This window comes from Sulfitobacter sp. 1A15106 (genome assembly GCF_043556995.1).
GTDB classification, from domain to species: Bacteria; Pseudomonadota; Alphaproteobacteria; order Rhodobacterales; family Rhodobacteraceae; genus Sulfitobacter; species Sulfitobacter faviae.
In genome coordinates this window covers 81,684-106,558 of sequence record NZ_JBIFFM010000007.1, presented here as the reverse complement: position 1 = coordinate 106,558, position 24,875 = coordinate 81,684, and the positions used below count along the sequence as shown (strand labels likewise).

20 protein-coding genes are annotated in these 24,875 nt (G+C 63.3%); 14 read left to right on the top strand and 6 right to left on the bottom strand.

The features are described 5' to 3' along the window. Positions 1-105: 105 nt before the first annotated feature. From dusB to ACGYKA_RS12500, 5 genes are all read left to right on the top strand, one after another. Positions 106-1,098 carry a tRNA dihydrouridine synthase DusB gene (dusB, locus tag ACGYKA_RS12520; protein WP_394409077.1) on the top strand — a complete coding sequence of 331 codons (993 nt, stop codon included), beginning with the start codon at positions 106-108 and terminating at the stop codon, positions 1,096-1,098. Then, positions 1,095-2,180, top strand: coding sequence for a nitrogen regulation protein NR(II) (locus ACGYKA_RS12515; RefSeq protein ID WP_394409080.1), 1,086 nt, complete (start codon positions 1,095-1,097; stop codon positions 2,178-2,180). The genes dusB and ACGYKA_RS12515 overlap by 4 nt, the downstream gene beginning before the upstream one ends. A 1-nt stretch (position 2,181) precedes the next feature. After that, entirely contained in the window at positions 2,182-3,561 is a 1,380-nt protein-coding gene (locus tag ACGYKA_RS12510) for a response regulator (RefSeq protein WP_394409083.1), read from the top strand. Between the two features lie 95 nt (positions 3,562-3,656). Beyond that, a complete protein-coding gene (locus ACGYKA_RS12505) occupies positions 3,657-5,912 on the top strand; it encodes an ATP-binding protein (protein WP_394409085.1) in 2,256 nt (751 codons plus the stop codon). Continuing rightward, complete coding sequence (locus ACGYKA_RS12500) at positions 5,905-7,317, top strand: sigma-54-dependent transcriptional regulator (RefSeq protein ID WP_394409088.1); 1,413 nt, start codon at positions 5,905-5,907, stop codon at positions 7,315-7,317. Before ACGYKA_RS12505 ends, ACGYKA_RS12500 begins: the two co-directional genes overlap by 8 nt. Positions 7,318-7,360: 43 nt before the next feature. Here the strand turns inward: ACGYKA_RS12500 and ACGYKA_RS12495 are convergent, their stop codons facing one another. Continuing rightward, positions 7,361-7,855 carry a hypothetical protein gene (locus ACGYKA_RS12495; protein WP_394409091.1) on the bottom strand — a complete coding sequence of 165 codons (495 nt, stop codon included), beginning with the start codon at positions 7,853-7,855 and terminating at the stop codon, positions 7,361-7,363. A gap of 126 nt (positions 7,856-7,981) precedes the next feature. On the opposite strand from ACGYKA_RS12495, the gene trkA reads away from it, so the two are divergent. From trkA to ACGYKA_RS12465, 6 genes are all read left to right on the top strand, one after another. Then, positions 7,982-9,358: a Trk system potassium transporter TrkA gene (gene trkA / locus ACGYKA_RS12490; RefSeq protein WP_067264064.1), complete on the top strand. Its 1,377-nt coding sequence runs from the start codon at positions 7,982-7,984 to the stop codon at positions 9,356-9,358. A 16-nt stretch (positions 9,359-9,374) separates the two neighbouring features. Next, positions 9,375-10,925 (top strand): TrkH family potassium uptake protein, encoded by a 1,551-nt coding sequence (locus ACGYKA_RS12485; RefSeq protein WP_394376091.1) that lies wholly within the window; start codon positions 9,375-9,377, stop codon positions 10,923-10,925. 130 nt (positions 10,926-11,055) lie between these two features. After that, entirely contained in the window at positions 11,056-11,295 is a 240-nt protein-coding gene (gene hfq / locus ACGYKA_RS12480; RefSeq protein ID WP_007119530.1) for an RNA chaperone Hfq, read from the top strand. Continuing rightward, entirely contained in the window at positions 11,292-12,590 is a 1,299-nt protein-coding gene (gene hflX, locus ACGYKA_RS12475) for a GTPase HflX (RefSeq protein ID WP_394409094.1), read from the top strand. Before hfq ends, hflX begins: the two co-directional genes overlap by 4 nt. A 43-nt stretch (positions 12,591-12,633) precedes the next feature. Then, complete coding sequence (locus ACGYKA_RS12470) at positions 12,634-13,125, top strand: GNAT family N-acetyltransferase (RefSeq protein WP_394409097.1); 492 nt, start codon at positions 12,634-12,636, stop codon at positions 13,123-13,125. Between the two features lie 102 nt (positions 13,126-13,227). Next, positions 13,228-13,629: a DUF2177 family protein gene (locus ACGYKA_RS12465; protein ID WP_209218853.1), complete on the top strand. Its 402-nt coding sequence runs from the start codon at positions 13,228-13,230 to the stop codon at positions 13,627-13,629. Here the strand turns inward: ACGYKA_RS12465 and ACGYKA_RS12460 are convergent. Both ACGYKA_RS12460 and ACGYKA_RS12455 read right to left on the bottom strand, forming a co-directional pair. Continuing rightward, the gene (locus ACGYKA_RS12460; RefSeq protein WP_394401199.1) at positions 13,626-14,192 is read right to left on the bottom strand and encodes a pseudouridine synthase; all 567 of its coding nucleotides are present in this window, start codon (positions 14,190-14,192) and stop codon (positions 13,626-13,628) included. The two genes, ACGYKA_RS12465 and ACGYKA_RS12460, sit on opposite strands and share 4 nt — an antisense overlap. After that, on the bottom strand, positions 14,189-16,657 hold the full coding sequence (locus ACGYKA_RS12455) for a penicillin acylase family protein (protein WP_394409101.1): 2,469 nt from the start codon (positions 16,655-16,657) through the stop codon (positions 14,189-14,191). The genes ACGYKA_RS12460 and ACGYKA_RS12455 overlap by 4 nt, the downstream gene beginning before the upstream one ends. Positions 16,658-16,753: 96 nt before the next feature. Here ACGYKA_RS12455 and ACGYKA_RS12450 point away from each other — a divergent pair, with 96 nt between their 5' ends. Continuing rightward, the gene (locus tag ACGYKA_RS12450; RefSeq protein ID WP_394409103.1) at positions 16,754-17,626 is read left to right on the top strand and encodes an NAD(P)-dependent oxidoreductase; all 873 of its coding nucleotides are present in this window, start codon (positions 16,754-16,756) and stop codon (positions 17,624-17,626) included. Positions 17,627-17,713: 87 nt separating this feature from the next. Here ACGYKA_RS12450 and ACGYKA_RS12445 read toward each other — a convergent pair whose 3' ends face one another. After that, a complete protein-coding gene (locus tag ACGYKA_RS12445) occupies positions 17,714-18,280 on the bottom strand; it encodes a YSC84-related protein (protein ID WP_271693665.1) in 567 nt (188 codons plus the stop codon). Positions 18,281-18,406: 126 nt separating this feature from the next. Then, positions 18,407-19,411, bottom strand: coding sequence for a porphobilinogen synthase (hemB, locus tag ACGYKA_RS12440; protein WP_394409106.1), 1,005 nt, complete (start codon positions 19,409-19,411; stop codon positions 18,407-18,409). 119 nt (positions 19,412-19,530) lie between these two features. On the opposite strand from hemB, the gene ACGYKA_RS12435 reads away from it, so the two are divergent. Together ACGYKA_RS12435 and mfd are read left to right on the top strand one after the other, a co-directional pair. Next, complete coding sequence (locus ACGYKA_RS12435) at positions 19,531-20,058, top strand: component of SufBCD complex (protein ID WP_136720314.1); 528 nt, start codon at positions 19,531-19,533, stop codon at positions 20,056-20,058. Between the two features lie 31 nt (positions 20,059-20,089). Beyond that, positions 20,090-23,560, top strand: a complete 3,471-nt coding sequence (gene mfd / locus ACGYKA_RS12430; protein ID WP_394409111.1) for a transcription-repair coupling factor — start codon at positions 20,090-20,092, stop codon at positions 23,558-23,560. Between the two features lie 19 nt (positions 23,561-23,579). Here mfd and ACGYKA_RS12425 read toward each other — a convergent pair whose 3' ends face one another. Continuing rightward, entirely contained in the window at positions 23,580-24,785 is a 1,206-nt protein-coding gene (locus tag ACGYKA_RS12425) for a multidrug effflux MFS transporter (RefSeq protein WP_209218961.1), read from the bottom strand. Positions 24,786-24,875: the final 90 nt, after the last annotated feature.

Here is a 24,875-nt window from a genome sequence, read left to right as displayed (position 1 = left end):
AAAAAATGGGCAGTGCCTTGGCGCATAGCTGCTTTTCCGGGTAGTTTTATTGAGGTCACCCCGTGGCAGAGCTACACAGCAAGGGACCGCACAAGGATTAAGCATGTGACCGCCGCCCCGCTGACATTCGACCCGCCGGTATTCCTCGCCCCGATGGCCGGGATCACCGATCTGCCCTATCGCAGCCTCGTGGCGCGATTCGGGGCCGGATTGGTCGTGTCCGAGATGGTCGCCAGCCAAGAATTGCTCAGCCGCCGCCCCGGCACGCGGGAGAAAGCGGAGCTGGGGCTGGATGTCATCGGCACCTCCGTTCAGCTTGCGGGGCGCGAGGCCGAACCGATGGCCGAAGCCGCCCGCATGGTTGAGGCGATGGGCGCGCGGATCATCGACATTAACATGGGCTGCCCGGCCAAGAAGGTGACGCAGGGTGCCTCGGGCTCGGCACTGATGAAGACCCCCGATCACGCGCTGCGGCTCATCGAAGCGGTGGTCGGCGCGGTCAAGGTGCCGGTGACGCTGAAAACCCGGCTGGGCTGGGACGACAATATGCTCAACGCCGCCCCGATCGCCAAGCGGGCCGAAGAGGTGGGCGTGCAGATGATCACCATCCACGGGCGCACGCGCTGTCAGTTCTACAAGGGCCGCGCCGATTGGGCCGCGATCCGGGCGGTGAAAGAGGCCGTGAATGTTCCCGTCATCGCCAATGGCGACATCATCGACAGTGACTCCGCGCGCACGGCGCTGCGGCTGTCGGGGGCGGATGGCGTGATGGTGGGGCGCGGTGCGCAAGGGAAGCCATGGCTGCTGGCGCAGATCGCCCATGATCTGCACGGACGGCCCATGCCGGTGATCCCGCAAGGGCAGGCAATGGCCGAGATGGTGGCCGAACATTACGACGAGATGCTGCGTTTCTACGGCACCGAACTGGGTGCCAAGGTCGCGCGCAAACATCTGGGCTGGTATATGGATCACTGCGCCACCCCTGCCGATCTGCGTCGCGCGCTGCTCACGTCGCGCGAGGTGAAAACCACTTTCGAACTCATCGCGGAGGCCATGCAATATGACGCCGCCACCGCCCAACCCCGGGCCGCAGCATGAGAAGCGAGACCCCGGAGCGGCAGGTTTGGACCTCTCTGCCGGTGCCCGCCTTCATCGTCGGTGCCGATGACCGGGTCGTCGATCTGAACCCCTCAGCCGAAGGCTTCCTCAATGCCTCCGCCCGCGCCACCATCGGCCAATCGATCTGGCAGTTGATCGCGGTGGATCACCCGCTTGAGGCCGCATTCGCCCGTGCGCGCCTGCAAGGCACGCCGCTTTTCGTCAATGACGTTGATGTGGGCGCGATGCAGCGCGCGCCTTTGCAATGCGGCTTGCAGATCGCCCCGCTGGTGGGCGGCGCAGGTGAGATGGTCTTGATGATCACGCCGCGCGAATTGGCCGGGCGCATCACCCAAGATCACAGCGTGAAATCCGCCGCCAAATCCGCCATCGGCATGGCCGAGATGCTGGCCCATGAGATCAAGAACCCGCTGGCCGGGATCACCGGCGCGGCGCAGCTTTTGTCGATGAACCTGTCCAAGAATGATCTGGAACTGACCGATCTGATCGTCGCCGAAAGCCGCCGTATCGTGAAACTGCTGGAGCAGGTCGAGCAATTCGGAAATTTGACGGCGCCTGAGCGCAAGCCCGTGAACCTGCATGACGTGTTGGACCGCGCCCGCCGGTCGGCCTTGCTGGGCTTCGGCTCGCACATGAAAATCACCGAAGATTATGACCCCTCACTACCGCCCGCGCTTGGCGACAAGGATCAGCTTTTGCAGGTCTTGCTCAACCTCATCCGCAATGCGGCGGAGGCTGCGGGCGAGGCAGGGGGCACCATCCGGCTGCGCAGTTTCTATGAACATGGCTTCCAACTGCGCCGCGCCGATGGGGATGGCCAGTCACTGCCCCTCCAGATCGAAGTGATCGACGATGGCCCCGGCCTGCCGGATCATATCCGCGCCGATGTTTTCGATCCCTTCGTCTCGGGCCGGGAGAATGGCACCGGGCTGGGCCTCGCCTTGGTGAGCAAGATCATCTCAGACCATGGTGGCTGGATTTCCGTCAGTTCCGCCCCCGGTCGAACCGCATTCCGCATTTCGCTGCCGCGCGCAGGCGCCGCTGCCCTCAAGGAGAATTGACATGGATGGCACCATCCTCGTCGCCGATGACGACCGCACGATCCGCACCGTTCTGACCCAAGCGCTGACCCGCGCGGGCTGCAAGGTGCATGCCACTTCAAGCCTGACCACCCTGATGCGATGGGTCAGCGAGGGCAAGGGCGACGCGGTGATCTCCGACGTGGTCATGCCCGATGGCAACGGATTGGAAATGCTGCCGAAAATCGCGCAAGACCGTCCCGGCCTGCCGGTGATCGTGATCTCGGCGCAGAACACGATCATGACGGCGATCAAGGCGGCAGAGGCCGAAGCCTTTGACTATCTGCCCAAACCCTTCGACCTGCCGGACCTGATGAAACGCACGGCGCGTGCCTTGGAGCAGCGCACGACGCTCAGCCGCAAAGCCGCCGCCGATGACAGTGCTGAGATCGACGCAGAGCGTGATGATCTGCCGATGATTGGCCGCACCCCGGTCATGCAGGCGCTCTACCGCACCGTGGCGCGGGTGATGAACACCGATCTGCCGGTGCTGATCTGGGGCGAGAGCGGTTCGGGCAAGTCACTGATTGCGCGGGCGATTCACGACTTCTCTGATCGGCGCAGCCTGCCGTTCGTGACCGTGACGGATGCAGATCTTGCCGATATCGAAGGCCCCTCGCGGGTGCTGGCGCGGGTCGGTGGGGGCACACTGATGATCGACGAGATCGCGGATTTCCCGCAGGATATCCAATCCCGTCTGGTGCGGATGATGGACGCGCCGGGCGATGACGCGCCGCGTTTCATGGCCACCAGTCAAAGCGATCTGGATGCCGCGATGCAAGAGGGCAAGCTGCGCCGCGATCTCTATTACCGTCTGTCGGGGGCGACCCTCGAAGTGCCCGCCCTGCGAGATCGGGTCGAAGACATCCCGCTTCTGGCGGACCATTTTCTGGCCCGCGCCAATCCCGGCCCTGCCTCGCCGCGCAAGCTGTCGGACAAGGCCGCGCAGATCTTGCTGAAATTCCCATGGCCCGGCAATGTGCGCCAGTTGGAACATGCGATGCGGCAACTCGCGCTGGCCAGCCAAGCGGCCGAGATCACGGCGAGCGAGGCTGAGCAACTGCTGGGCGCGCAAAGCGGTCCGGCACCGATGCAGACCGAGGCCGATACCGAACGGCTGGGCGCCTCGGTCGAGCGGCATTTGCAACGCTACTTCGATCTGCACGGCTCCATGCTGCCGCCTCCGGGCCTCTACGCGCGGATTCTGCGTGAGGTTGAACTGCCGATGATCGAAATCGCCCTTGCCGCGACGGCGGGGAACCAGGCGAAATGTGCCGCTTTGCTGGGAATTAACCGAAATACTTTGCGCAAGAAGATCACCGACCTCGATATTGAGGTGACACGGGGCCGTAAGATGATGTAAAAGAGCCACATAACAGTGGCCATCGGGGAACTCCCCCGTTCAGGACCACATAATATGGCGGTTGATGCAGCGATGCATCACAACATCGGTGAGGTATGCGGGTGGCAACCCGGTCACGCAGGTTCAAGCTCGAGCGGTTGGGGCGTCTCAGGCGGGTCAAACGGCTGCGCAATTGGTCTACCTTTGGGCTGGTGGTGCTGGGGCCGGTTTTGGCGCTTGCGACCTATCTGGCACTTGGGCCTTTGGGGCAGGGGGCGGATACGCTTAACCTGCGGCTCATTCTCTTAACCGATCTGGTCTATGTGCTGCTGGTGGCGGCGCTGGTGCTTATCCAAGTCGGGCGGCTGATCTCGGCGCGGCGCGCCAAATCGGCGGGGTCGCGGTTGCACCTGCGGTTGACGGGGGTCTTTGCGCTGATGGCGCTGATCCCGACTGTTACCGTGGCGATTTTCGCGGGGCTCACGGTGAATGTCGGGCTTGAAGGCTGGTTTTCCGACCGGGTCAGTGGCGTGGTCGGCTCGTCTTTGGCAGCGGCGGAGGCTTACGAGGCCGAGCAGCGCGAGGCGCTGATCTTGGACGCGCAGACCCTTGCCCGCAGCATCGACAGCGCCCGGGCACAGGGCATTAACCTGAGCGACAGTGAGCTTTTGGGCGAGGGCCAGCGGCAAATCCAACGGGGCCTGCGCGAAGCCTTTCTGATCGACAGCACCGCGCAGATCCGCGCGCGGGGGGATCGGTCCTATCTCTTTGATTTCGAAGCGCCCACCGAGGCACAGCTTGAAACCGCCAGTGACGAGGGGCTTCTCGTCATCGAAGACTGGCCCAACAACGAATTCCGCGCGCTGGTGCCGATGGACGCCTATGTCGATCGTTTCCTCTATGTCTCCCGCGCGGTGGACGGTGAGATTCTGGCCCTGCTGGATGAGACCAAGGAAACGGTGCGCCTCTACCAACAGCTTGAATCCGAACGCGGGCGGCTGCTGTTTGAATTCGCGCTGGTCTATCTTGGCTTTGCGGTGATCCTCATTCTGGCCGCCGTTTGGCTGGGCCTGTGGTTTGCCGAGCGGCTTTCCGGCCCGGTTGGGCGGCTCACGGGGGCCGCGCAGCAGGTGGGCGCGGGTGATTTGAACGTGCAGGTCCGCGAGGAAGAGGGCGATGACGAGATCGCCATGCTGGGCCGTTATTTCAACCAGATGACCCGGCAGTTGAAGGGCCAGCGCGAGACGCTGTTAGAGAATACTGACCAGATCGAACGCCGCCGCCGTCTCTTCGATTCTGTGCTAAGCTCGGTGACCTCCGGCGTGGTGGGGCTGGACCCCGAGGGGCGCGTGACCTTCGTCAACCGCTCGGCCATGCGTCTGCTGGATTGGTCCGAAGATCAGCAAAGCCTGCCGCTGACCCTTGCGGTGCCGGAGTTTGGCCCGCTGTTCGAAACGGTCAAGGCCGCCTCGGACGAGGTGGCGCAGGCCGAGGTCAAGGTCTCGCGCCAAGGGGCGATGGAGAACCTCTTGGTCCGCATGGCGACCCGCCGGTCCAAGGATGGCGATCTTGAGGGCTATGTGGTGGCCTTTGACGATGTGACCGATCTGGTCTCGGCGCAGCGCATGGCCGCTTGGGGCGACGTGGCGCGGCGGATTGCCCATGAGATCAAGAACCCGCTGACGCCCATCCAGTTAAGTGCCGAGCGCATTCGCCGCAAGTTCGGCCCCAAAATGGCCGAGGGGGATGACGACGCGTTGGAGCAGATGACCGGCGTGATCATCCGCCAGACCGGCGATCTGCGCCGCATCGTCGACGAATTTTCGAAATTCGCGCGGATGCCCGAGCCGGAAACCAGCCGTCAGGACATCCGGCAGTTGCTGCGCGACGCGGTGTTGCTTCAGCAAAGCCGGCAGGAAGACGTGGCGATCAAACTCGACCTTCCCGCAGAGCCGGTGATGGCCAATATCGACGGCACGATGATTTCGCAGGCGCTGACCAATCTGATCAAGAACGCGGGCGAAGCCATTGAAAGCCTGAAGAAAGAGGGTGCGCCCGAAGGGCATGAGCCACAAATCCGCGTGGCGCTGACGCCCGAGAACCGGCTTTTGCGGCTGACCATCGCCGACAATGGCATCGGACTGCCCGAGGACCGCGCGCGGCTGTTCGAGCCCTATGTGACCACGCGCAGCGAAGGCACGGGGCTGGGCCTGCCGATCGTCAAAAAGATTATCGAGGAACACGGCGGCAGACTGACGCTCGAAACCGCGCCCGCATTCGACGGGCAAGACCATCACGGTGCCATGGCAGTCATTTCGCTGCCCTTGGCCATCGACGCAACGACAGACCAAGGGGATAAGGCAGATGAGTGACATTCTGATTGTAGACGACGAACGCGACATCCGTGAGCTGATCTCGGACATCCTTGAGGATGAGGGTTTCGCCACGCGCTTGGCCAGCAATTCGGATGAGACGATGGCCGAGATCAACACCGAGGCACCGGCGCTGATCATCCTCGATATCTGGTTGAAAGACAGCCGCATGGACGGGATCGACATCCTCAAGACGGTCAAGCGCGACAACCCGGATGTGCCGGTGGTGATCATCTCGGGCCATGGAAATATCGAGATTGCCGTGGCGGCGATCAAACAGGGGGCTTACGATTTTATCGAAAAGCCGTTCAACATCGACCAGTTGCTGGTGGTGATCCGCCGCGCGATGGAAACCTCGCGCCTGCGCCGGGAGAACCAGAACCTAAAGCGCCGCGATGTGGCGACCTCCGAGATGATCGGCACCTCCGCGCCTTATCGCGCTCTGCTGGGGCAGCTTGACAAGGTGACCAAATCCAATGGCCGCGTGATGCTGACTGGCCCCGCCGGATCGGGCAAGGAAGTGGCTGCCCGCTATATTCACGCCCATTCCGCCCGCGCCTCCGCACCCTTCGTCACCGTCAACTGCGCCGGGGTGGCGCCCGACCGGATGGAAGAGGTGCTCTTTGGCCGCGAGACGCCGGACCGCGGGGTCGAGCCGGGGTTGCTGGAACAGGCCCACGGCGGGGTGATCTATTTCGATGAGGTCGCCGACATGCCGCTTGGCACCCAGTGCAAGATCCTGCGGGTGCTGGTCGATCAACAATTCACCCGCGTTGGCGGGACGGATAAGGTCCGGGTCGATCTGCGGGTGATCTCTTCGACGAACCGCGACCTTGATCAGGCGATCAAGGCAGATACTTTCCGGCAGGAACTCTATCACCGTCTCAACGTCGTGCCGATCGCCGTGCCCTCGCTTGAAGAGCGCCGCGAGGATATCCCGCTGCTGGCCGAACATTTCATCGCCGAATTCAACGCCTCCCAAGGGTTGCCGCAACGCGCGTTGACCGAAGACGCCGTGGCGCTGATGCAGACGATGGTCTGGCCCGGCAACGTGCGCCAGCTCAAGAACCTTGTCGAACGGGTGCTGATCCTTGGCGACGGCACCGGCCCGATCGAAGCGCGGGAACTGCCGGGCGAAGAAGAGAATGGCAGCGATGAGGGGCGCGTGGTGCTTTCAGGCGCCTTGGCGACGCTGCCGCTGCGCGAAGCGCGCGAGGCGTTTGAGCGGGAATATCTGCTGACCCAGATAAACCGTTTCGGCGGCAACATCAGCCGCACCGCGAATTTCGTGGGGATGGAGCGCAGCGCCCTACACCGCAAGCTGAAATCGCTTGGCGTCGTGACCTCGGCCAAAGCGGGCGTGCGCGTGGCCCATGTGGACGAGGAAGTCGAAGCGGCGGGTTAAACCCCGCCGGTTGCGCGCGGGGGCTGCTCCGCGCGCTTCTGCGTCACCCTTGGGTGACGATCTGGAACGACCCATCACTGTTGCGGATCACGCAGGACTTGGGGTTGAGCGCGGGCAGCGTGGTCGTCGCGCGTGTCGGTGCGGCGCGGGCCACATTGCGGGGGCAGGCGGGGATCGACACGGGCGCGAAACCTTTGTCGGCCATACATTGCGCCTCGACCCGGTTGCGCAGGTCTTCGTTCGGGTCAAAGGTCACCAATTCCCCCGGCACGTAAAAACCGCCCCGCGTGGTGCAATTGTTATCGGCATCGCAGTGGCGGCGCGCGGGCACATAGCGTGGCGGTTCGCGGCGGATTTGCGTCGAGATCGGCACGTCGCGCAGGGCCTGAACCTCGCAAGCGGTGGTGGTGCGATTGACCTGCGCGACACTCGCGCCCGGTTTGTAATAGGTGTTGAGCGGCGCACAGGCCGCCGCCGCCAAGCCGACAAAGGTCAGGGCGAAAGCGGCGCGGGAGGGGCGGGGAGATATCGGTTTCATGGCCCCATCATGCCGCCGTTGCGGGGTAAAGACAATTGATTTGACCCTTGCCAACCCATCTGTCATGCCCTCTAACCGACCCAAGACAACCCTCACACGATCTTTGCTCAGGGTAAGGAAGCCTTCATGAAAATCATCATTTGCGGCGCAGGGCAGGTGGGTTGGCAGATTGCCCGTCACCTCAGCGGAGAGCGCAACGATGTGACCGTGGTCGACAGCAATGCCGAATTGATCCGCCGCGCCACCGATACGCTGGATGTGCAGGGCATCGCCGGTTTCGCGAGCTACCCTGACGTGCTGGACCGTGCAGGCGCGCGGGACGCCGAGATGATCATCGCCGCGACCCATTCCGATGAGGTCAATATGGTGACCTGTCAGGTGGCGCATTCGGTCTTCGGCATCAACCGCAAGATCGCGCGGCTGCGCAGCCAGTCCTATCTCGATGCGATCTACTCCGACCTCTACCGCCGCGATCACATGCCGATCGACGTGGTGATCTCACCCGAGAAGGAGGTCGCGACCGCCGCGCTTCAACGGCTCAGCGCGCCCGCCGCTTTCGATACCGAGATTTTCATGGAGGGGCAGGCGCAGCTTCTGGGGATTTCGATCGACAGCGATTGCCCGGTGGTGAACACGCCGTTGCGGCAGCTGACCGATCTCTTCTCAACCCTGCGCGCCGTGGTTGTGGGCGTGCGCCGCGATGGCACGCTATTCGCGCCCGAGGCGAAGGACCAGCTTTTCGTCGGGGATGATTGCTATGTCTTCTCGCATCACGACGACATCGCCCGCACGATGGAGATTTTCGGCAAGCAAACCACCAAGCAAGAGCGTGTCGTGCTCGTGGGCGGCGGCAATGTCGGCCTAACCGTGGCGCAGCATCTGGAAAGCGGGCCTCTGCGCGTGCGGACCAAGATGATTGAGAAGAACCGCAAATGCGCCGAGCGCGCTGCCGAAGGGTTGGAACGAACAATCGTGCTCAATGGCGACGGGCTGGATGCGGCGCTGCTGGCCGAGGCGGGCATCAGCCGCGCCGATGCGATGCTGGCGGTGACCGACGACGATAAGACCAACATGCTGTCTTGCGTCCGCGCCAAGGCCGAGGGCTGCCCCTATGTCATCGCGCTGATCAACGATCCCACGCTGGTGCCGCTGATGACCCACCTTGGCATCGACGCCTATATCAACCCGCGCGCCACGACCGTGAGTTCGATCCTGCGTCACATCCGCCATGGCCGGGTGCGGGCGGTCTATTCCATCGGTGACGCCGAGGCCGAGGTGATTGAGGCCGAAGTGCTGTCGACCTCGCCCCTCGCGGGCAAGAAAGTCTCGGAAATCGACTTCCCCGAAGGTGTTTTGATCGGCATGCTGCGCAAAGAAGGCAAGGTCATTCGGCCCCTGGGCAGCACGCGGATCGACGAAGGCGACGTGGTCGCGCTCTTCGCTCTGGCTGAGGATGTGCCGCGGGTCGAACAGCTTTTGCAGGTCTCGATCGACTTTTTCTAAGCGCAGGAGCGCCTTTGTGACGCAACCGACCCGCATAGGTCCGACCGGCATCCGCCGGGAGATCGTCCAGCTGCCGCTGTTCTTGCAGTTGTTCGGCGTCTCCGCATTGTCGATGATCCTGCCGTCGATCCATGGGTTGGTGATGAACGATCATCTGGCCAGTCGCGCCTTTCTCTATGCGGGGCTTCTGGGGCTTGTGGCCTTCACGCTGATCGCCATCGCCCATGCCGGGCGTAAACCTTTGGACGGGGCGCTTGGGCCGCTTTTGTCGCTGCTCTCGGCCTTTGTGTTGCTGCCGGTCTTCTTCGCGGTGCCTTTTCTTGAGGCACTGCCGACGACGCGTTTCGTGAATGTCTATTTCGAGATGGTCAGCGCCCTGACCACCACCGGTGCCACCATGTTCAACCCCGAACGGCTGAGCGACACGCTGCATCTGTGGCGCGCGCAGGTTGGCTGGATGGGCGGGCTGCTGATGTGGGTCACGGCCTCGGCCATCCTTGCCCCGCTGCATTTGGGAGGCTTTGAGGTCACGGCGCAGGCTGAGCCGGGGCGGCCCGACGACCGGATCAACACACGGATGGGCCGGATCACCCCGCGCCAACGGCTGCTGCGCACCACGCAGGCGCTGCTGCCGATCTACTTCGGGCTGACACTTCTGCTGTGGCTCTTGCTCGTCATCGGGGGAGAGACGGCCTTGGTGGCGCTTTGCCATGCCATGTCGGTCATGGCGACCTCGGGCATCTCGCCCATCGGCGGTGTGGCTGAGGCGCAGGTCGGCGTGACGGGCGAGGCGGTGATGATGCTCTTCATGCTTTTCGCCCTGTCGCGGCTGACCTTTTCCAAGGATACCGTCACCGCAACCCAAGGCGGGCTGATGACCGATCCTGAGTTTCGCATCGGGCTTTTGGTGGTGATCGGTGTGCCGCTGCTGCTGTTCGCGCGCCATTGGATTGGCGCTTTTGAGGTGGAGGTCGAGGTCGACGGCACCCGCGCCTTGCACGCGCTTTGGGGCGGGCTGTTCACGGTGCTGTCCTTCCTGTCGACCACCGGTTTCGTCTCTGAGCATTGGGCCGATGCGCAGAATTGGTCGGGGCTGCGCACGCCGGGGCTGGTGCTCATGGGGCTTGCGTTGATCGGCGGCGGGGTGGCCACCACGGCGGGCGGGGTGAAACTGCTGCGGGTCTTTGCGCTTTACCAAAACGGCGTGCGCGAGATGGACCGGCTGGTCTATCCAAACTCCGTCAGCGGGGCGGGGGCGGCCGGGCGGCGTTTGCAAAGCAACGGGGCTTTCATCGCTTGGATCTTCTTTATGCTCTTTGCCATGTCGCTGGCGGGGGTGACCCTGCTGCTGACCCTGACCGGCGCGTCCTTCGATGCGGCGGTGGTCATGTCGGTGGCAACGCTTTCCACCACCGGGCCGCTGATCGAACATGCCGCCGACAAGCCCATTCACCTGATCGAACTGGGATTGGCGGCCAAAGTCATCCTCAGCGGCGCGATGGTGCTGGGGCGGCTCGAAACCTTGGCGATTATTGCGCTGATGACCCCGAATTTGTGGCGCGCTTGACACGTTTAGCGCTAGAACCGCTCTAGTCCTCTGATATTGGGGCTGGAAACTCACGCTTTCGCACTCCATACTTGAAGCAATGGGGGGGTCCGGTACGCGGACGCCAGCAAGAACAAAAGGCGAGACTACGATGGCGTCAGACAGACAGAACCTTCAGGATGCGTTCCTTAACCACGTTCGCAAGACCAAAGTACCGGTGACAATTTTCCTGATCAATGGCGTCAAATTGCAGGGTGTGATCACCTGGTTTGACAACTTCTGCGTTCTGCTGCGCCGCGACGGTCAATCGCAACTTGTGTACAAACATGCGATTTCGACCATCATGCCAAGCCAGCCGATCAGCCTATATGAGGGCGAAGACGCTTCTTGAGCCGTCCAGCATTTCAGATCGACAACAGCGATGGGCCCCGCGTAACGCGCGCTTGGGTGCTGCATCCTGATATCAAGTCCGACAACGACCGGCGCGCGCCAGAGCCCGCGCTGGCCGAAGCCGTGGCATTGGCCGAGGCGCTGCCCGAGTTGCAGGTCGTCGGCTCCGAAGTGGTGCCCCTGCGCGCGGTGCATGCGGGTATGCTTTTCGGCAAGGGCAAGATCGAAGAGCTTGAGCAGCGCATGAAGGGGGCAGAGGTCGACCTCGTGCTGGTCGATGGCCCCGTGACCCCGGTGCAGCAGCGCAATCTTGAGAAGGCTTGGGGGGTCAAACTGCTCGACCGGACCGGGCTGATTCTCGAAATCTTCAGCGACCGTGCGGCGACCCGCGAAGGGGTGCTTCAGGTTGAGATGGCCGCGCTGAACTATCAGCGTACGCGGCTTGTCCGCGCATGGACCCACCTTGAGCGGCAGCGCGGCGGTTTGGGCTTTGTCGGTGGTCCGGGCGAGACTCAGATCGAGGCGGACCGCCGTGCCATCGACGACCAATTGGTACGATTGCGCCGCCAATTGGAAAAGGTCGTGAAAACCCGCGCGTTGCACCGTGCCGCACGGGCCAAGGTGCCGTTCCCGATCGTTGCGCTGGTGGGCTATACCAACGCCGGGAAATCCACGCTTTTCAACCGCTTGACCGGGGCCGAGGTCATGGCCAAAGACATGCTCTTTGCCACGCTCGACCCGACCATGCGCAGCCTCGTGCTGCCCGACGGGCCTGAGATCATTCTCAGCGACACGGTGGGTTTCATCAGCGATCTGCCCACGGAACTCGTCGCCGCCTTCCGCGCCACGCTGGAAGAGGTTTTGGCCGCCGATATCATCTGCCATGTGCGCGATGTCTCTCACGCCGAGACCGAGGAGCAGGCGCAGAACGTGCGCGATATTCTCGCCTCTCTCGGCGTGCCGAAAGAGACCCGCAGTTTCGAGGTATGGAACAAGCTCGACCTGCTGCCCGAAGACCGGGCCGAGGCCATGCGCGCCCGTGCCGCGCGCAACGATGATGTGCTGGCGATCTCGGCCATCACGGGCGAGGGGCTGGAGACGCTGCAAGAAACCATCGCCGAGGCGCTGCAGGGTGCCGTGCGCGAGGCTGTGCTGACCCTCGGTTTCGCCGACGGCAAGAAACGCGCCTGGCTGTTCGCGCAGGACGTAGTCGAGGGCGAGCGCCAGACCGACGACGGGTTCGAGATCACCGTGCGCTGGTCCGCGCGGCAAGAGGCGGAATTCAAGCAACTTTGACGGGTTGAGCGCAGGTGCTGTAGGGCCGGGTGGATCAGTGAAGATGCAGATTCGAAAGCTCCACGCCAGTGATGCCGCCGGGTTTCATGCGCTCAGGCTCGAAGGACTACGCGCATGCCCCGAAGCCTTTGGCGCGTCCTTTGAAGAGGAATCCCGCCTGTCAGTTGCCGATGTGGCAAAGCGGCTGGCGGCAGGTTGTGTTTTCGGTGGCTTCAGTGATGCCGACCGTCTTGAGGGCGTCGTTGGTCTTGCGCAGTCTCAGACGCCGAAGACCCGGCATATCGCGACAATCTGGGGTATGTATGTTCGACCTGAAGCGCGCGGAGGCGGGCTGGCGCGGGCTCTGATGGAGGCGGCTATGGGGCAGACTGATGACGCCTGCACCTCGATCCGCCTATCTGTCGTTTCCACGAACCAAGCCGCGCTGCATCTCTACAAGAGGATGGGGTTCACCCCATGGGCCGTAGATAGAGAAGCGCTTTTGGTGGATGGCGTTTACTTTGACGAGGTTTTGATGCGGCGGTCGTGCCCTTAGGCATCAGCGGGGGGCGGCGCCTGTGCGATATTCCTCGTAAATCACTCGAATTCCGCGCCCCGCGCTGCATATGGTCCTATGACCAAAAACGGAGCGCGCAACATGACCCTCGTCATCCTCTATATCTCAACCGTCGTCATCTTCCTCGGGCTGGACTATCTCGGGCTGACCTACCTCATCAAACCTGCGTTCGAGCGTGATATCGGCAACTGGCTGTTGGATGAATTCCGCATGGCCCCGGCGCTGATCTTCTACGCCTTCTTCGTGGCCGTGGTGCTGTGGTTCGTGTCTTGGCCCGCGATGGTGCAGGATCATTCGCTGCTCTGGGTCTTTGGCAATGCGCTGCTGATCGGGGCGATGGGCTATGGCACCTATGAGTTCACCAATCTGGCGACGCTCAAGGATTGGACATGGGCCATGGTCGCGCGCGACTTCACTTGGGGCTCGGTCCTGACTGGGACGGCGGCGACGGCGGGGGTGGCGATCACCCGCGCCTTTACCTAACGGCCCGTTTCGGTCGACCAGCGCCATGCGCCGGGTTGCAGCCCGGCCAGCGTCCAGTCGCCCACGCTTTCGCGGATCAGCCGCAGGGTGGGCAGGCCGACATGGGCCGTCATGCGCCGCACTTGCCGGTTGCGCCCCTCACGGATGGTGATGCGCAACCAAGCATCGGGGACCGTCTTGCGAAAGCGCACCGGCGGGTCGCGGGGCCAAAGCGGCTCGGGCGCGTCGATCTGATCCACTTGGGCGGGTTTCGTCAGACCGTCCTTCAGTTCGACACCCTTGCGCAGCGCGTCGAGCGCCGCGGCATCCGGCGTGCCTTCGACCTGCACCAAATAGCTTTTGGGCCGTTTGTATTTCGGATGCGCGATGCGGGCCTGCAGCGGGCCGTGGTCGGTCAGCACCAAAAGTCCTTCGCTGTCGCGGTCGAGCCGCCCTGCGGGATAAAAACCCTTTTCATCGACATAGGCCGAGAGGGTGGGCCGTGTGCTGCCTTCGGTGCCCTTGTCGGTGAATTGCGACAGCACACCATAGGGTTTGTTCAGCAAGATCACGCGGGCGGTCATTGGGCAGGCTCCAATCGGGTCACGCCCACGGCGGCGGCGCGGGCCAGTTCGGCGTCCAGCGACATTGGGATATATTCGCCCCGCCGCCAGAGTTGCGCCATATCATCGTAATGCCGCGACAGGAAATGCCCCGATTGCCCGGTGGAGGTGACAAAGACCGAACTGTCGGGATCGGCAAAATCGTAAACGCCGCGATAGCCCGCGCCGTGCACGTTAAAGAAGGGGTCTTTGCCGGTGCCGCGTGTCAGCCCGCGTTGCAGGGTGTTGTCCCCGCCCGAGGTCGACTGCCGGATGTTCACGAAGTAGCGCAAAAGCGGCACGTCGCCCAGCACGGGGTGATCATGGGTCGCCTGATGCGCGTCGCCCCAGCGGAGGGATTCAAGCTGCGTGCCCCATGTCTCGTTGATCCACAAAAGCGCATCGTCGAGCGCCAGCCGCGCCATGTCGTGGCAGGTCTCCACCGGTGCGGATTGGCGCACGTCGCACCATTTCGCGGCCCCCTGCACATCGCGAAAGGCCCGTTCGATGAAGAGCGGCTGGATATGGGTGAACTCCTCGGCCAGCGGTCCCAATTCGTCGCGGATCAGCCGGTCCTGCAGCGCACGGATCCACGCGGCATAGATCAGCGGCTCGGGCAGGTGTTCGTTCATCTCACCCGACCAACCGGCGAGCAGGTCGAGCGCGCGCTGGCGCTGGCGCTCCGGCGTGCCGTCGGGGGCGGCCTCTCCGGTGAACCACAGCTCGGCGCCGATGAGCGGCAGCAGCGACCGGGCCGTGGGGCTGACGGTATCAAGCTGCGCTTCGATGAAACTGTCGCGGGTGTGCACCTCGCGGTTCTGCATCAGCCGCTGCCAGCGCTGCACCCGCTGCGTGTCGCCCCAGACAAAGGAGACGTGGTTGGGGAAGGGGCGGTCGACCGTTTTGTTGTTGGTATTGCCAAGGATGCCGCCTGCGGGGGCGATAAATTCGGGGTTCGCGGTATAGGGCAGCATCCCGTCCCAGCGATTGGCGGCGATCCAGCCGGGGCTGGGCATGCGCCCTTCGCTTTGGTGATTGGCATCGCGGCGCGGCATGGCGCCGATGGTCTTCATCGCGATGGTATCGCGGTCGACCAGCGTGAGGTTCTGCGCGGGCGCCACATAGTCCGTCGCCGCATTGATCGCCTGCTGCACCGATTTCGCGCGCATCACCTTCATCGCGGCGGCAAGTGAGGTGTCCTCTTCGGTAAAGAGCGTTGAGGCGACAGAGGCCACATGCCCCGGCGGGGTGATGCTGCCAAGGTTGTAGTGGCTGCCGGGCAGCACCGGGCCATTGTCGGTCCAGCGCAGGGTGACGGTGATCGGGTCGGCATCGGCGATATTGATGATCGACGCGCGTTTGCGGAACTTCTTGAACCCGTCCGGGGTGCGGTATTCCTCGGCGTTGTCGGGGTTCAACTCTTCGATATAGACGTCTTGATCGTCGACATAGGCGGTGGTCAGCCCCCAGCCCAGATCGGCGCTGCGGCCCGTAAGCACCACCGGCATCCCCGGAATGGTGCCACCGATCACGCCGCCGGTCTCAAGCTCCAACCGGGCAAGATACCAGATCGCGGGGGCGGTGAAGCCCAAATGCGGGTCATTGGCCAAAAGCGTGCCCCCCGCGGCAGAGCGGGAGGGCGCCGCGGCCCAAGCGTTGGAAGCTCCGGCGAAGGCTTGCCGTTTAAAGGGCGACAGCGGGTGGCGTGCCATCGGCGCTGCGGCGGCGTGGCGGCGGCTGACCTCAGGGAAGAGGGCGGCATATTCGGGCAGGGCGGCGACCCCGCTGCCCGGCGCTTCGGGCAGGATGTCGCGCAGACGGTCCGGATCGCTCAACTCCAAGGATACGCGCGCGCGCAGCACCTCGGCCTCCAGATGGCCCGACATTTGCAGACCCATGAGTTTGGTGATCGCCAGTGAATCCGCAGGCCGCCACGGGGCCATGGGCGCATTGAAGAGCCACATCTCGGGCGCCCCGCGGCCCAAGGCTTCGGTGTTGATCTGGTCGAGGCGCGCGTTGATCCCGGCGGAATAAGCCTCAAGCGCCGCTTCGGTTTCGGGGTCGAGCTTATCCGCCGCCGCCACGGCAAGCCGGTAGATGTCATAGCGCCGCATCAGCTTGTCGGTGGTGATCGTGGCGGTGCCGAAGACCTCGGACAGCCGCCCCTGCGCGGTGCGCCGCAGGGTGATCAATTGCCACAGCCGGTCTTGGGCATGGGCGAAACCGAGGCCGAAAAAGACATCCTCATCGCTCTGCCCGAAGATATGCGGCACATTGGCATTATCGCGCACGATCTCGACCGGGGCGCTGACGCCCGCGACCTCGACCGTATCGTCATAGTCGGGCAGGGACCGCGCGGCGAACCAATAGACCAGCACCAAAACCACGACGCTCAGCGCGACGAGAAACACCGCCAATCGGATAAGCCAGCGAAACATCAATGCCATTGGGGGATCCTCGACTGGCGCGCAGATTGACCGGAGCGCGCAGGGTGGTAGGTGTAATGACAGGGAATAACGCAACTGAATGATAAGGAAAAGCACATGGCAAAGCTCGCATTTTTGGGACTGGGGGTCATGGGGGCTCCGATGGCGGGGCATCTGCAAAAGGCGGGCCACGATGTGACCGTCTACAACCGCACCGAAGCCAAGGCGGACGACTGGGTGAAAACCTATGGCGGCGCCATGGCCAAGACCCCGCGTGCGGCGGCAAAGGATGCGGATTTCGTGATCGCCTGCGTGGGTAATGACGACGATCTGCGCTCGGTCTGTTTGGGGGATGACGGGGCCTTTGGCGGCATGACGGCGGGGGCGATCTTTGTCGATCACACCACCGTTTCGGCGGCTGTGACGCGTGAGCTTTATGCCGCCGCCGATGACGCGCAGGTAAGCTTTGTCGACGCGCCGATCTCAGGCGGTCAGGCGGGTGCGGAAAACGGCCAATTGTCGATCATGTGCGGCGGCGACGAAGGCGCTTTTGACCGGGCGCTGCCGATCATGGAGGTCTACGCGAAAATTTGCCGCCGCATTGGGGAAAGCGGCGCAGGTCAGATGACCAAGATGTGCAACCAGATCGCCATCGCCGGTCTGGTACAGGGCCTCTCTGAAGCGCTGCATTTCGCCGAGAAGGCGGGCCTTGATGGCCGCGCGGTGGTCGAGGTGATTAGCCAAGGTGCGGCAGGGTCATGGCAGATGGAAAACCGCTATGAGACCATGCTCGACGACAAGTTCGATCACGGCTTTGCTGTGGATTGGATGCGCAAGGATTTGGGCATCTGTCTCGATGCGGCGGATGAGACGGGGGCGAGCCTGCCGGTGACCGCGCTGGTCGATCAGTTTTACATGGACGTGCAGAAGATGGGCGGCGGGCGTTGGGATACGTCGAGCCTGTTTAAGCGGTTGCAGAACCTCGGGTAACGCGTGGCGAGCCGTTTTGGCCTCTGTCGCAAACAAAAACGCCCGGCTTAAAGCCGGGCGTTCGCTTTCCGCCGGCGCAGATGTCCCTTAGGGAATGATCCGCGTGTATTTGGTGCCTTCCAGCGTCGCGCCGATGCGCAGGCCCGCGCGGCCAAAGACGGCGGCCAGAACCGGGGCCATGACGGTGGTGGTATCCGCGCTGACGCTGTCGCCCTTGTCCGAGATCACATATTCCAGTCCGGCCCCCGCCGCCCAACCGGGCGAGCTGCGGAATTCGCGCAGGGCGGGTTCGGTCATGAAGAACAGCACATGCGCATATTGCTGCGCGCCGATCTGCAAGCCGCCCGAGGCTTTGGTCACCGAATAATAGTCCACCGTCACGTCGTTCACGCGCAGCGCGCCGCGCCCGTAGGCACCGCCAAAGCCGAGGCCCGCTTCCGTCACCAGCGGCATGACCAACATGCCATTGGCCTTTTCGGCCAATTGCCGGGTGTTGGGATAGCCGCGGTACATCTCGGCCAATGTCGCGTCCACGCGCGCGTCGATCATCGCGCTGCCGCGTCCGCCCACGCCATTGCCGCAGGCCGCGGTCGCGCCGAGCGCCGAAAGGGCGCCCAATGTCACGAAGCGCCGGTTATATGTCTGATTGGTCATCTTTTCTGCCTGTATATTCGAGATCGGTTGCCTGCTGCCGGTTTTCCCGACTTATGCGCGAGATTACGCATAATCACGCGGCTTGTCATGTTGATTGGCCCCTTTGCGCAGATTTACGCCCTTAGGTCACGCGCTTTTGAGCAAAAGCCGGGCGACATCGGGGGCGAAATAGGTCAGCACGCCGTCGCAGCCCGCGCGTTTGAAGGCTAGAAGGCTCTCCATCATCGCGCGTTCGCCGTCGATCCAGCCTTGCTCTGCCGCGCCCTTGATCATGCTGTATTCGCCCGAGACCTGATAGGCGAAGGTCGGCGCGCCGAAGGCGTCTTTCACCCGGCGGCAGATATCAAGGTAGGGCATTCCCGGTTTCACCATGACCATATCCGCGCCTTCCGAGAGGTCGCGCGCCACCAGCCGCAGCGCCTCGTCACTATTGGCCGGATCCATCTGATAGGTCTTCTTGTCGCCGGTCAGGGCTGCAGAGGCGCCAACCGCGTCGCGGAAGGGGCCGTAGAAGGCGCTGGCGTATTTGGCGGCGTAGCTCAGGATCATCACATCTTGATGCCCGGCCTCTTCGAGACCTGCGCGGATCGCGCCGATGCGCCCGTCCATCATATCCGAAGGCCCGATGATATCCGCCCCTGCTTCGGCCTGTGCCAGCGCCATCTTGACCAGCGCCTCGACCGTGCGGTCGTTCACGATGATGCCGTCTTCGACGAAACCGTCATGGCCGTTGATATTATAGGTATCGAGCGCCACATCCGTCATTACCACCATCTCCGGCACTGCCTCTTTGATCGCGGCGATGGCGCGGTTGGTGGCGTTCTGCGGATCCCATGCGCGGGCGCAATCCTCGGTCCGGTCCTCAGGCCCGGTATAGGGGAAGACGCAGACCGTGCCGATGCCCAGAACCGCCGCCGCGCGCACCGACGGGACCAAGGTGTCGACCGAGCGGCGCATGACACCGGGCATTGAGGGGATCGGCTCTTCCACGCCCTCGCCTTCGCGCACGAAAACCGGCCAGATCAGATCGCCCAAGTGCAGGTCATTCTCGCGCACCAACGCGCGGATACCGGCATTGGCACGGGTGCGGCGCAGGCGTGTGGCGGGGAAGGGGGCGTGGACGGGTTGCATCAATTATACCTCAGAATGGCTCGGCAAGGGCTTGCCATGTATTTTTGAACGCCTCAACCCTATGAATTGTCGCGCCGGACCGCTAAGAGATCCGAACTCAATATTCGGACGAGCACGCCTTGGACTGGTATCAAACCCTTTTCGAAATGATCGACATGCGCTCTTTCTCGAACCTTTGGTTCTGGATCGCGCTGGCTGTGATGTGGTCGACGGCAAGCCACTGGGTGCTGGGCGTGCCCTTCGACATGGTCCTGCGCGCCCGCCGCTATGGCGGAGAGGCCGAGGCCGATCTGGAAGACATCGTGCGGATCAACGTGAACCGGATGCTCTATATCTCGCAGGTCTCTGGGCTGTGGCTCTTGGGGCTGGGGTTCTTCGCGCTGACCTCTCTGGTGCTTTTGGGGTTCGTCTATGGCATCGAATTCGCCCAAGCCTTGCTGCTCTTGGGCTTTCCCATGTCGCTGGTGGGGCTTTTGAGCCTGTCGACCGCGCGGCTCATTCGCATCGAAGGCTCAACCGGCGAGGTGCTGCGGCGGCGATTGATGCGCCACCGGCTTTACACCCAGATCATCGGCATGGTCTCGATCTTCGTGACCGCGCTTTGGGGAATGTATCAAAATCTAAGCATCGGCCCGCTGGCGGGTTGACAGCCCCCCTCCGAGGGCCAATTGAGACCCGATGAACGATCCGCGCAATATCACCCTCTCCGGCGTTCCCGAAGGCTATGATGCCCGCGCCATCCTCGATGAAATCGCCAAGGGCGGCCAGCCGGTGGTCCATGTGGCGGGCGATGACAAGCGCATGGCGGCGATGCAGGCTGCCTTGCGGTTCTACGCCCCCGACATGCCGGTCGTCACCTTCCCGGGCTGGGATTGTCTGCCCTATGACCGGGTGTCGCCCAATGCCGATATCTCGGCCCGGCGGATGGCGACGCTGGCGGCGCTGGTGCACGGGATGCCCGATCAGTTCGTCCTGCTGACGACCTTAAACGCGGCCAGCCAACGCATCCCTGCCCGCGACACCCTGCGGGACGCGGCCTTTGCCGCCCGCGTCGGCAGCCGGATCGACGAAAAGGCACTGCGCGCGTTCCTGGTGCGCATGGGCTTTGTGCAAAGCCCCACGGTGATGGAGCCGGGCGATTACGCCGTGCGCGGCGGGATCATTGACATCTATCCGCCCGGCGATCTTGGCCCGGTGCGGCTCGATCTCTTCGGCGATGTGCTGGATGGCGCGCGGCGGTTTGATCCGGCGACGCAGCGGACGACCGAAAAGCTCGATCTGGTGGAACTCGCCCCGGTGAGCGAGGTCATTCTCGACGAGGCAGCGATCACCCGGTTCCGGCAGAACTACCGCATCGAGTTCGGCGCCGCAGGCACCGACGATCCGCTTTACGAGGCGATCAGTGCGGGCCGCAAACATCAGGGTGCGGAGCATTGGCTCGCGTTTTTCCAAGACAATCTGGAAACGCTTTTTGATTATCTGCCCAAGGCGACGGTCACTCTGGACGATCAACTGACCCCGATGCGGATTGCGCGGTGGGAAACCATCGCCGATCAATATGAGACCCGCAAACTGGCGATGAAGACGCGCTCGAAAATGGACAGCGTCTATAAGCCCGCCCCGCCGGAGGGGCTGTACCTGACCGATGAGGCATGGACCCAAGCGCTGCTGGATCACCGGGTCATCCAGTTCAACCCGCTGCCGCAGCCCACGGGGCCGGGAGTGCTGGATGCAGGCGCGCGGCTCGGGCGCAATTTCGCCCCTGAGCGTCAGCAGGAATCCGTAAGTCTTTTCGGTGCTTTGGCCGCGCATATTAAAGCAAAGCTTGAAGTTGGGCCGGTGCTGATTGCCAGCTACTCCGAAGGCGCGCGGGAGCGCCTGACTGGGCTGATCGAAGACGAAGGTCTGGCCGAGGCGATCCCGGTGATGGATGCCACCCGCATCGGCAAGCGCGGGCTGCATCTGGCGGTTTGGGCGTTGGAGCATGGGTTCGAGGCGCCGGGGATGACGGTGATCTCCGAACAGGACGTGCTGGGCGACCGTCTGATCCGTGCGCCAAAACGCAAACGCCGGGCCGAGAACTTCCTGACCGAGGCGCAAAGCCTCAGCCCCGGCGATCTGGTGGTTCATGTCGACCACGGCATCGGGCGCTATCACGGGATGGAGGTGGTCACCGCCGCAGGCGCCGCGCATGAGTGCCTCGTGCTGGAATACGCCGAACAGTCAAAGCTTTACCTGCCGGTGGAGAATATCGAACTGCTGTCGCGCTACGGCCATGAGGAAGGGCTTTTGGACAAGCTCGGCGGCGGCGCATGGCAATCCAAAAAGGCCAAGCTCAAAGAGCGCATTCGCGAGATGGCCGACAAGCTCATCCGCATCGCCGCAGAGCGCAGCCTGCGTAAAGCGCCCGTGCTCGACCCGCCGCCGGGGATGTGGGATGCCTTCTCGGCCCGTTTCCCTTACACGGAAACCGACGACCAGCTCCGCGCCATCGGTGATGTGATCGACGATCTGACGTCCGGCAACCCGATGGACCGGCTGGTCTGCGGCGACGTGGGTTTCGGCAAGACCGAAGTGGCGATGCGCGCGGCCTTCGTCGCCGCCATGTCGGGCGTGCAGGTGGCGGTGATCGCGCCGACGACCCTGTTGGCGCGGCAGCACTACAAGAGCTTCGCGGAACGCTTCCGCGGCTTCCCGATCAACGTGCGGCAACTCAGCCGTTTCGTCTCGGCCAAAGAGGCGGCGGCGACGCGTGAGGGGATGGCCAAGGGCACGGTCGATATCGTGATCGGCACCCATGCGCTGCTGGCAAAGGGGATTCGTTTCAACGACCTCGGCCTGTTGATTATTGATGAAGAACAACACTTTGGCGTCACCCATAAGGAGCGGTTGAAGGCGCTGCGCACGGACATCCACGTGTTGACCCTCACCGCCACGCCGATCCCGCGCACTTTGCAACTGTCGCTGACCGGCGTGCGCGATCTGTCGATCATCGGCACGCCGCCCGTGGACCGCCTGTCGATCCGTACCTATGTCAGCGAGTTCGACGCGGTGACTATCCGCGAGGCGCTCTTGCGCGAGCATTACCGCGGCGGGCAGAGCTTCTACGTGGTGCCGCGCGTGAGTGACCTGCGCGAGATCGAGGAGTTTTTGAAGGCACAACTGCCCGAGCTTTCTTACGTCGTGGCCCACGGCCAGATGGCGCCGGGGGAGCTCGACGACCGGATGAACGCTTTCTACGACGGTAAGTTCGACATTCTGTTGGCCACGACCATCGTGGAATCCGGCCTCGACATTCCCACCGCCAACACGATGATCGTGCACCGCGCGGATATGTTCGGGCTGGCGCAGCTTTATCAGATCCGGGGCCGGGTGGGGCGCTCAAAAACGCGCGCCTATGCCTATCTCACGACCAAGCCACGCGCCAAGCTGACCGACACGGCCCAGAAACGCCTGCGGGTGCTGGGCAGCCTCGACACGCTCGGCGCGGGCTTCACGCTGGCCTCCCAAGACCTCGACATTCGCGGCGCGGGCAACCTGCTGGGCGAAGAACAATCCGGCCAGATGCGCGACGTGGGTTTCGAGCTTTATCAGTCCATGCTGGAAGAGGCGATCGCCAAGATCAAGGCAGGCGAGCTTGAGGGGCTGTCGGAGGCCGACGAGCAATGGGCGCCGCAGATCAACCTTGGCGTTCCGGTGCTGATCCCCGAGGACTATGTGCCCGACCTCGACGTGCGGCTTGGACTCTATCGCCGCCTCAGCGAGCTTTCGACCAAGGTCGAGCTGGAAGGCTTCGCCGCCGAGCTGATCGACCGTTTCGGCAAACTGCCGAAGGAGGTCAACACCCTGATGCTGGTGGTGCGGATCAAGGCGATGTGCAAGCGCGCCGGGATCGCCAAGCTCGACGGCGGGCCAAAGGGCGCGACGATCCAGTTCCACAACGACAAGTTCGCCTCGCCCGAGGGGCTGGTGAAGTTCATTCAGGACCAGCGCGGGCTGGCGAAGGTCAAGGACAACAAGATCGTCGTGCGCCGGGATTGGAGGACGGATGCCGATAAGATCAAAGGCGCCTTCGCCATCGCGCGCGATTTGGCCGAACATGTGATCGCCAAGGAAAAGACCGCGAAAAAGGCGAAGGTGAAAGGCTAAGCCCTTCGAAAGGCGTCGTTTATTCCGCCGCCGCCGGCTGCCGGTTCTCCACCCGCCCCATGTAGAGCATCAGCGCATAGGCCGCGATTGCCATCAGCAGCATGGCCAACGCCAGCGGCTTGGTCGTGCCGTCGAACATCAACCCCACCGGGGAGGCGATCAGCGCCGCCAATACGGTGGAAATTGCCCCCACGACCGAAGCCGCCATGCCTGCGATATGGCCCATTGGCTCCATCGCGATGGCGTTGAGGTTGCCCAATGTCAGCCCCGCTTGGAAGAACAGGCAGGTCTGGAAGAACACGAATGCGGCGAAGCCGTAAGGGTCGGGCAGGGCGCCGAGGTTGAGGAAATACATGGCGCCCGACAGCAGGATTTGCACGCCCAAGGCAATGGTCACCAGCCGCCGCATGCCGTAGCGGACGACCAAAAGCGCGTTGATCAGGCTGGCGCTGGCCGCCACCACGGCGATGCCGCCGAACCACAGCGGGAAACTTTCGCCGCGCCCATAGACGGTGTCATAGATTGGCTGCACCAGCATCAGCATCGAGAAGAGCATCGCCATGGCGAGCGACTGCACGAGGATCGACAGGCGCACCGTCGGGTGGCCGACCAACTCGCGCACCGCGCCAATGATCAGCCGTGCGCGCAGCGGGCGCCGGTCTTCGGGGGCGAGGGTTTCGGGCAGGCGTAGGGCCATCCAGATGACCGAGATGAGCGAGAAGGCCATGAAGGCGATGAAAATCGCGCGCCAGCCCGCCGTCAGGATGATGCCCGCGCCCAGCATCGGGGCCAAGGCGGGCACCAGCGCGAAGACCATCATCACCACCGACATGATCCGCGCCATCTCGCGCCCCGCGTAGAGGTCTCTGATGATCGCCACGGCCACCACACGCGGGCCAGAGGCGCCAAGACCTTGGAAGATGCGTGCTACGAGCATGACTTCGAGAGAGTTGCTCATCCAAGCGACAAAGGCCGAAAGACAATAGAGCGCCGCCCCGCCGAAGACCACGTTGCGGCGGCCGAATGCATCCGACAGCGCGCCGCTAAAGAATGTGCCCAGCCCCATGCCCAGCACGAAGGCCGTGAGGATCAGCGGGGCGCGGTGGGCCATCTCGGGCGAGAGTTCCGCCGCGATCTCGGGCAGGGCAGGCAGCATCGCGTCGATGGAAAAGGCGATGGTGGCGATCATCATCGCGATAAGGCCGACGAATTCGATCCGCCCCATGGAGAATTTTGGATTTTCGGTGGTCACGAAGGCGCACTCCGGCGATTGTCCCGAACGGCGGATCCGTTTGGGCAGGATTCAGGGAATAAC

Bases quoted from the DNA above. Each gene is read 5' to 3' on its own strand.
- ACGYKA_RS12515 (WP_394409080.1), top strand. From the start codon at position 1,095: ATGAGAAGCGAGACCCCGGAGCGGCAGGTTTGGACCTCTCTGCCGGTG.
- ACGYKA_RS12510 (WP_394409083.1), top strand. From the start codon at position 2,182: ATGGATGGCACCATCCTCGTCGCCGATGACGACCGCACGATCCGCACC.
- ACGYKA_RS12505 (WP_394409085.1), top strand. From the start codon at position 3,657: ATGCGGGTGGCAACCCGGTCACGCAGGTTCAAGCTCGAGCGGTTGGGG.
- ACGYKA_RS12500 (WP_394409088.1), top strand. From the start codon at position 5,905: ATGAGTGACATTCTGATTGTAGACGACGAACGCGACATCCGTGAGCTG.
- ACGYKA_RS12495 (WP_394409091.1), bottom strand. From the start codon at position 7,855: ATGAAACCGATATCTCCCCGCCCCTCCCGCGCCGCTTTCGCCCTGACC.
- trkA (WP_067264064.1), top strand. From the start codon at position 7,982: ATGAAAATCATCATTTGCGGCGCAGGGCAGGTGGGTTGGCAGATTGCC.
- hfq (WP_007119530.1), top strand. From the start codon at position 11,056: ATGGCGTCAGACAGACAGAACCTTCAGGATGCGTTCCTTAACCACGTT.
- ACGYKA_RS12470 (WP_394409097.1), top strand. From the start codon at position 12,634: ATGCAGATTCGAAAGCTCCACGCCAGTGATGCCGCCGGGTTTCATGCG.
- ACGYKA_RS12465 (WP_209218853.1), top strand. From the start codon at position 13,228: ATGACCCTCGTCATCCTCTATATCTCAACCGTCGTCATCTTCCTCGGG.
- ACGYKA_RS12460 (WP_394401199.1), bottom strand. From the start codon at position 14,192: ATGACCGCCCGCGTGATCTTGCTGAACAAACCCTATGGTGTGCTGTCG.
- ACGYKA_RS12455 (WP_394409101.1), bottom strand. From the start codon at position 16,657: ATGGCATTGATGTTTCGCTGGCTTATCCGATTGGCGGTGTTTCTCGTC.
- ACGYKA_RS12450 (WP_394409103.1), top strand. From the start codon at position 16,754: ATGGCAAAGCTCGCATTTTTGGGACTGGGGGTCATGGGGGCTCCGATG.
- ACGYKA_RS12445 (WP_271693665.1), bottom strand. From the start codon at position 18,280: ATGACCAATCAGACATATAACCGGCGCTTCGTGACATTGGGCGCCCTT.
- hemB (WP_394409106.1), bottom strand. From the start codon at position 19,411: ATGCAACCCGTCCACGCCCCCTTCCCCGCCACACGCCTGCGCCGCACC.
- mfd (WP_394409111.1), top strand. From the start codon at position 20,090: ATGAACGATCCGCGCAATATCACCCTCTCCGGCGTTCCCGAAGGCTAT.
- ACGYKA_RS12425 (WP_209218961.1), bottom strand. From the start codon at position 24,785: ATGGGGCGGATCGAATTCGTCGGCCTTATCGCGATGATGATCGCCACC.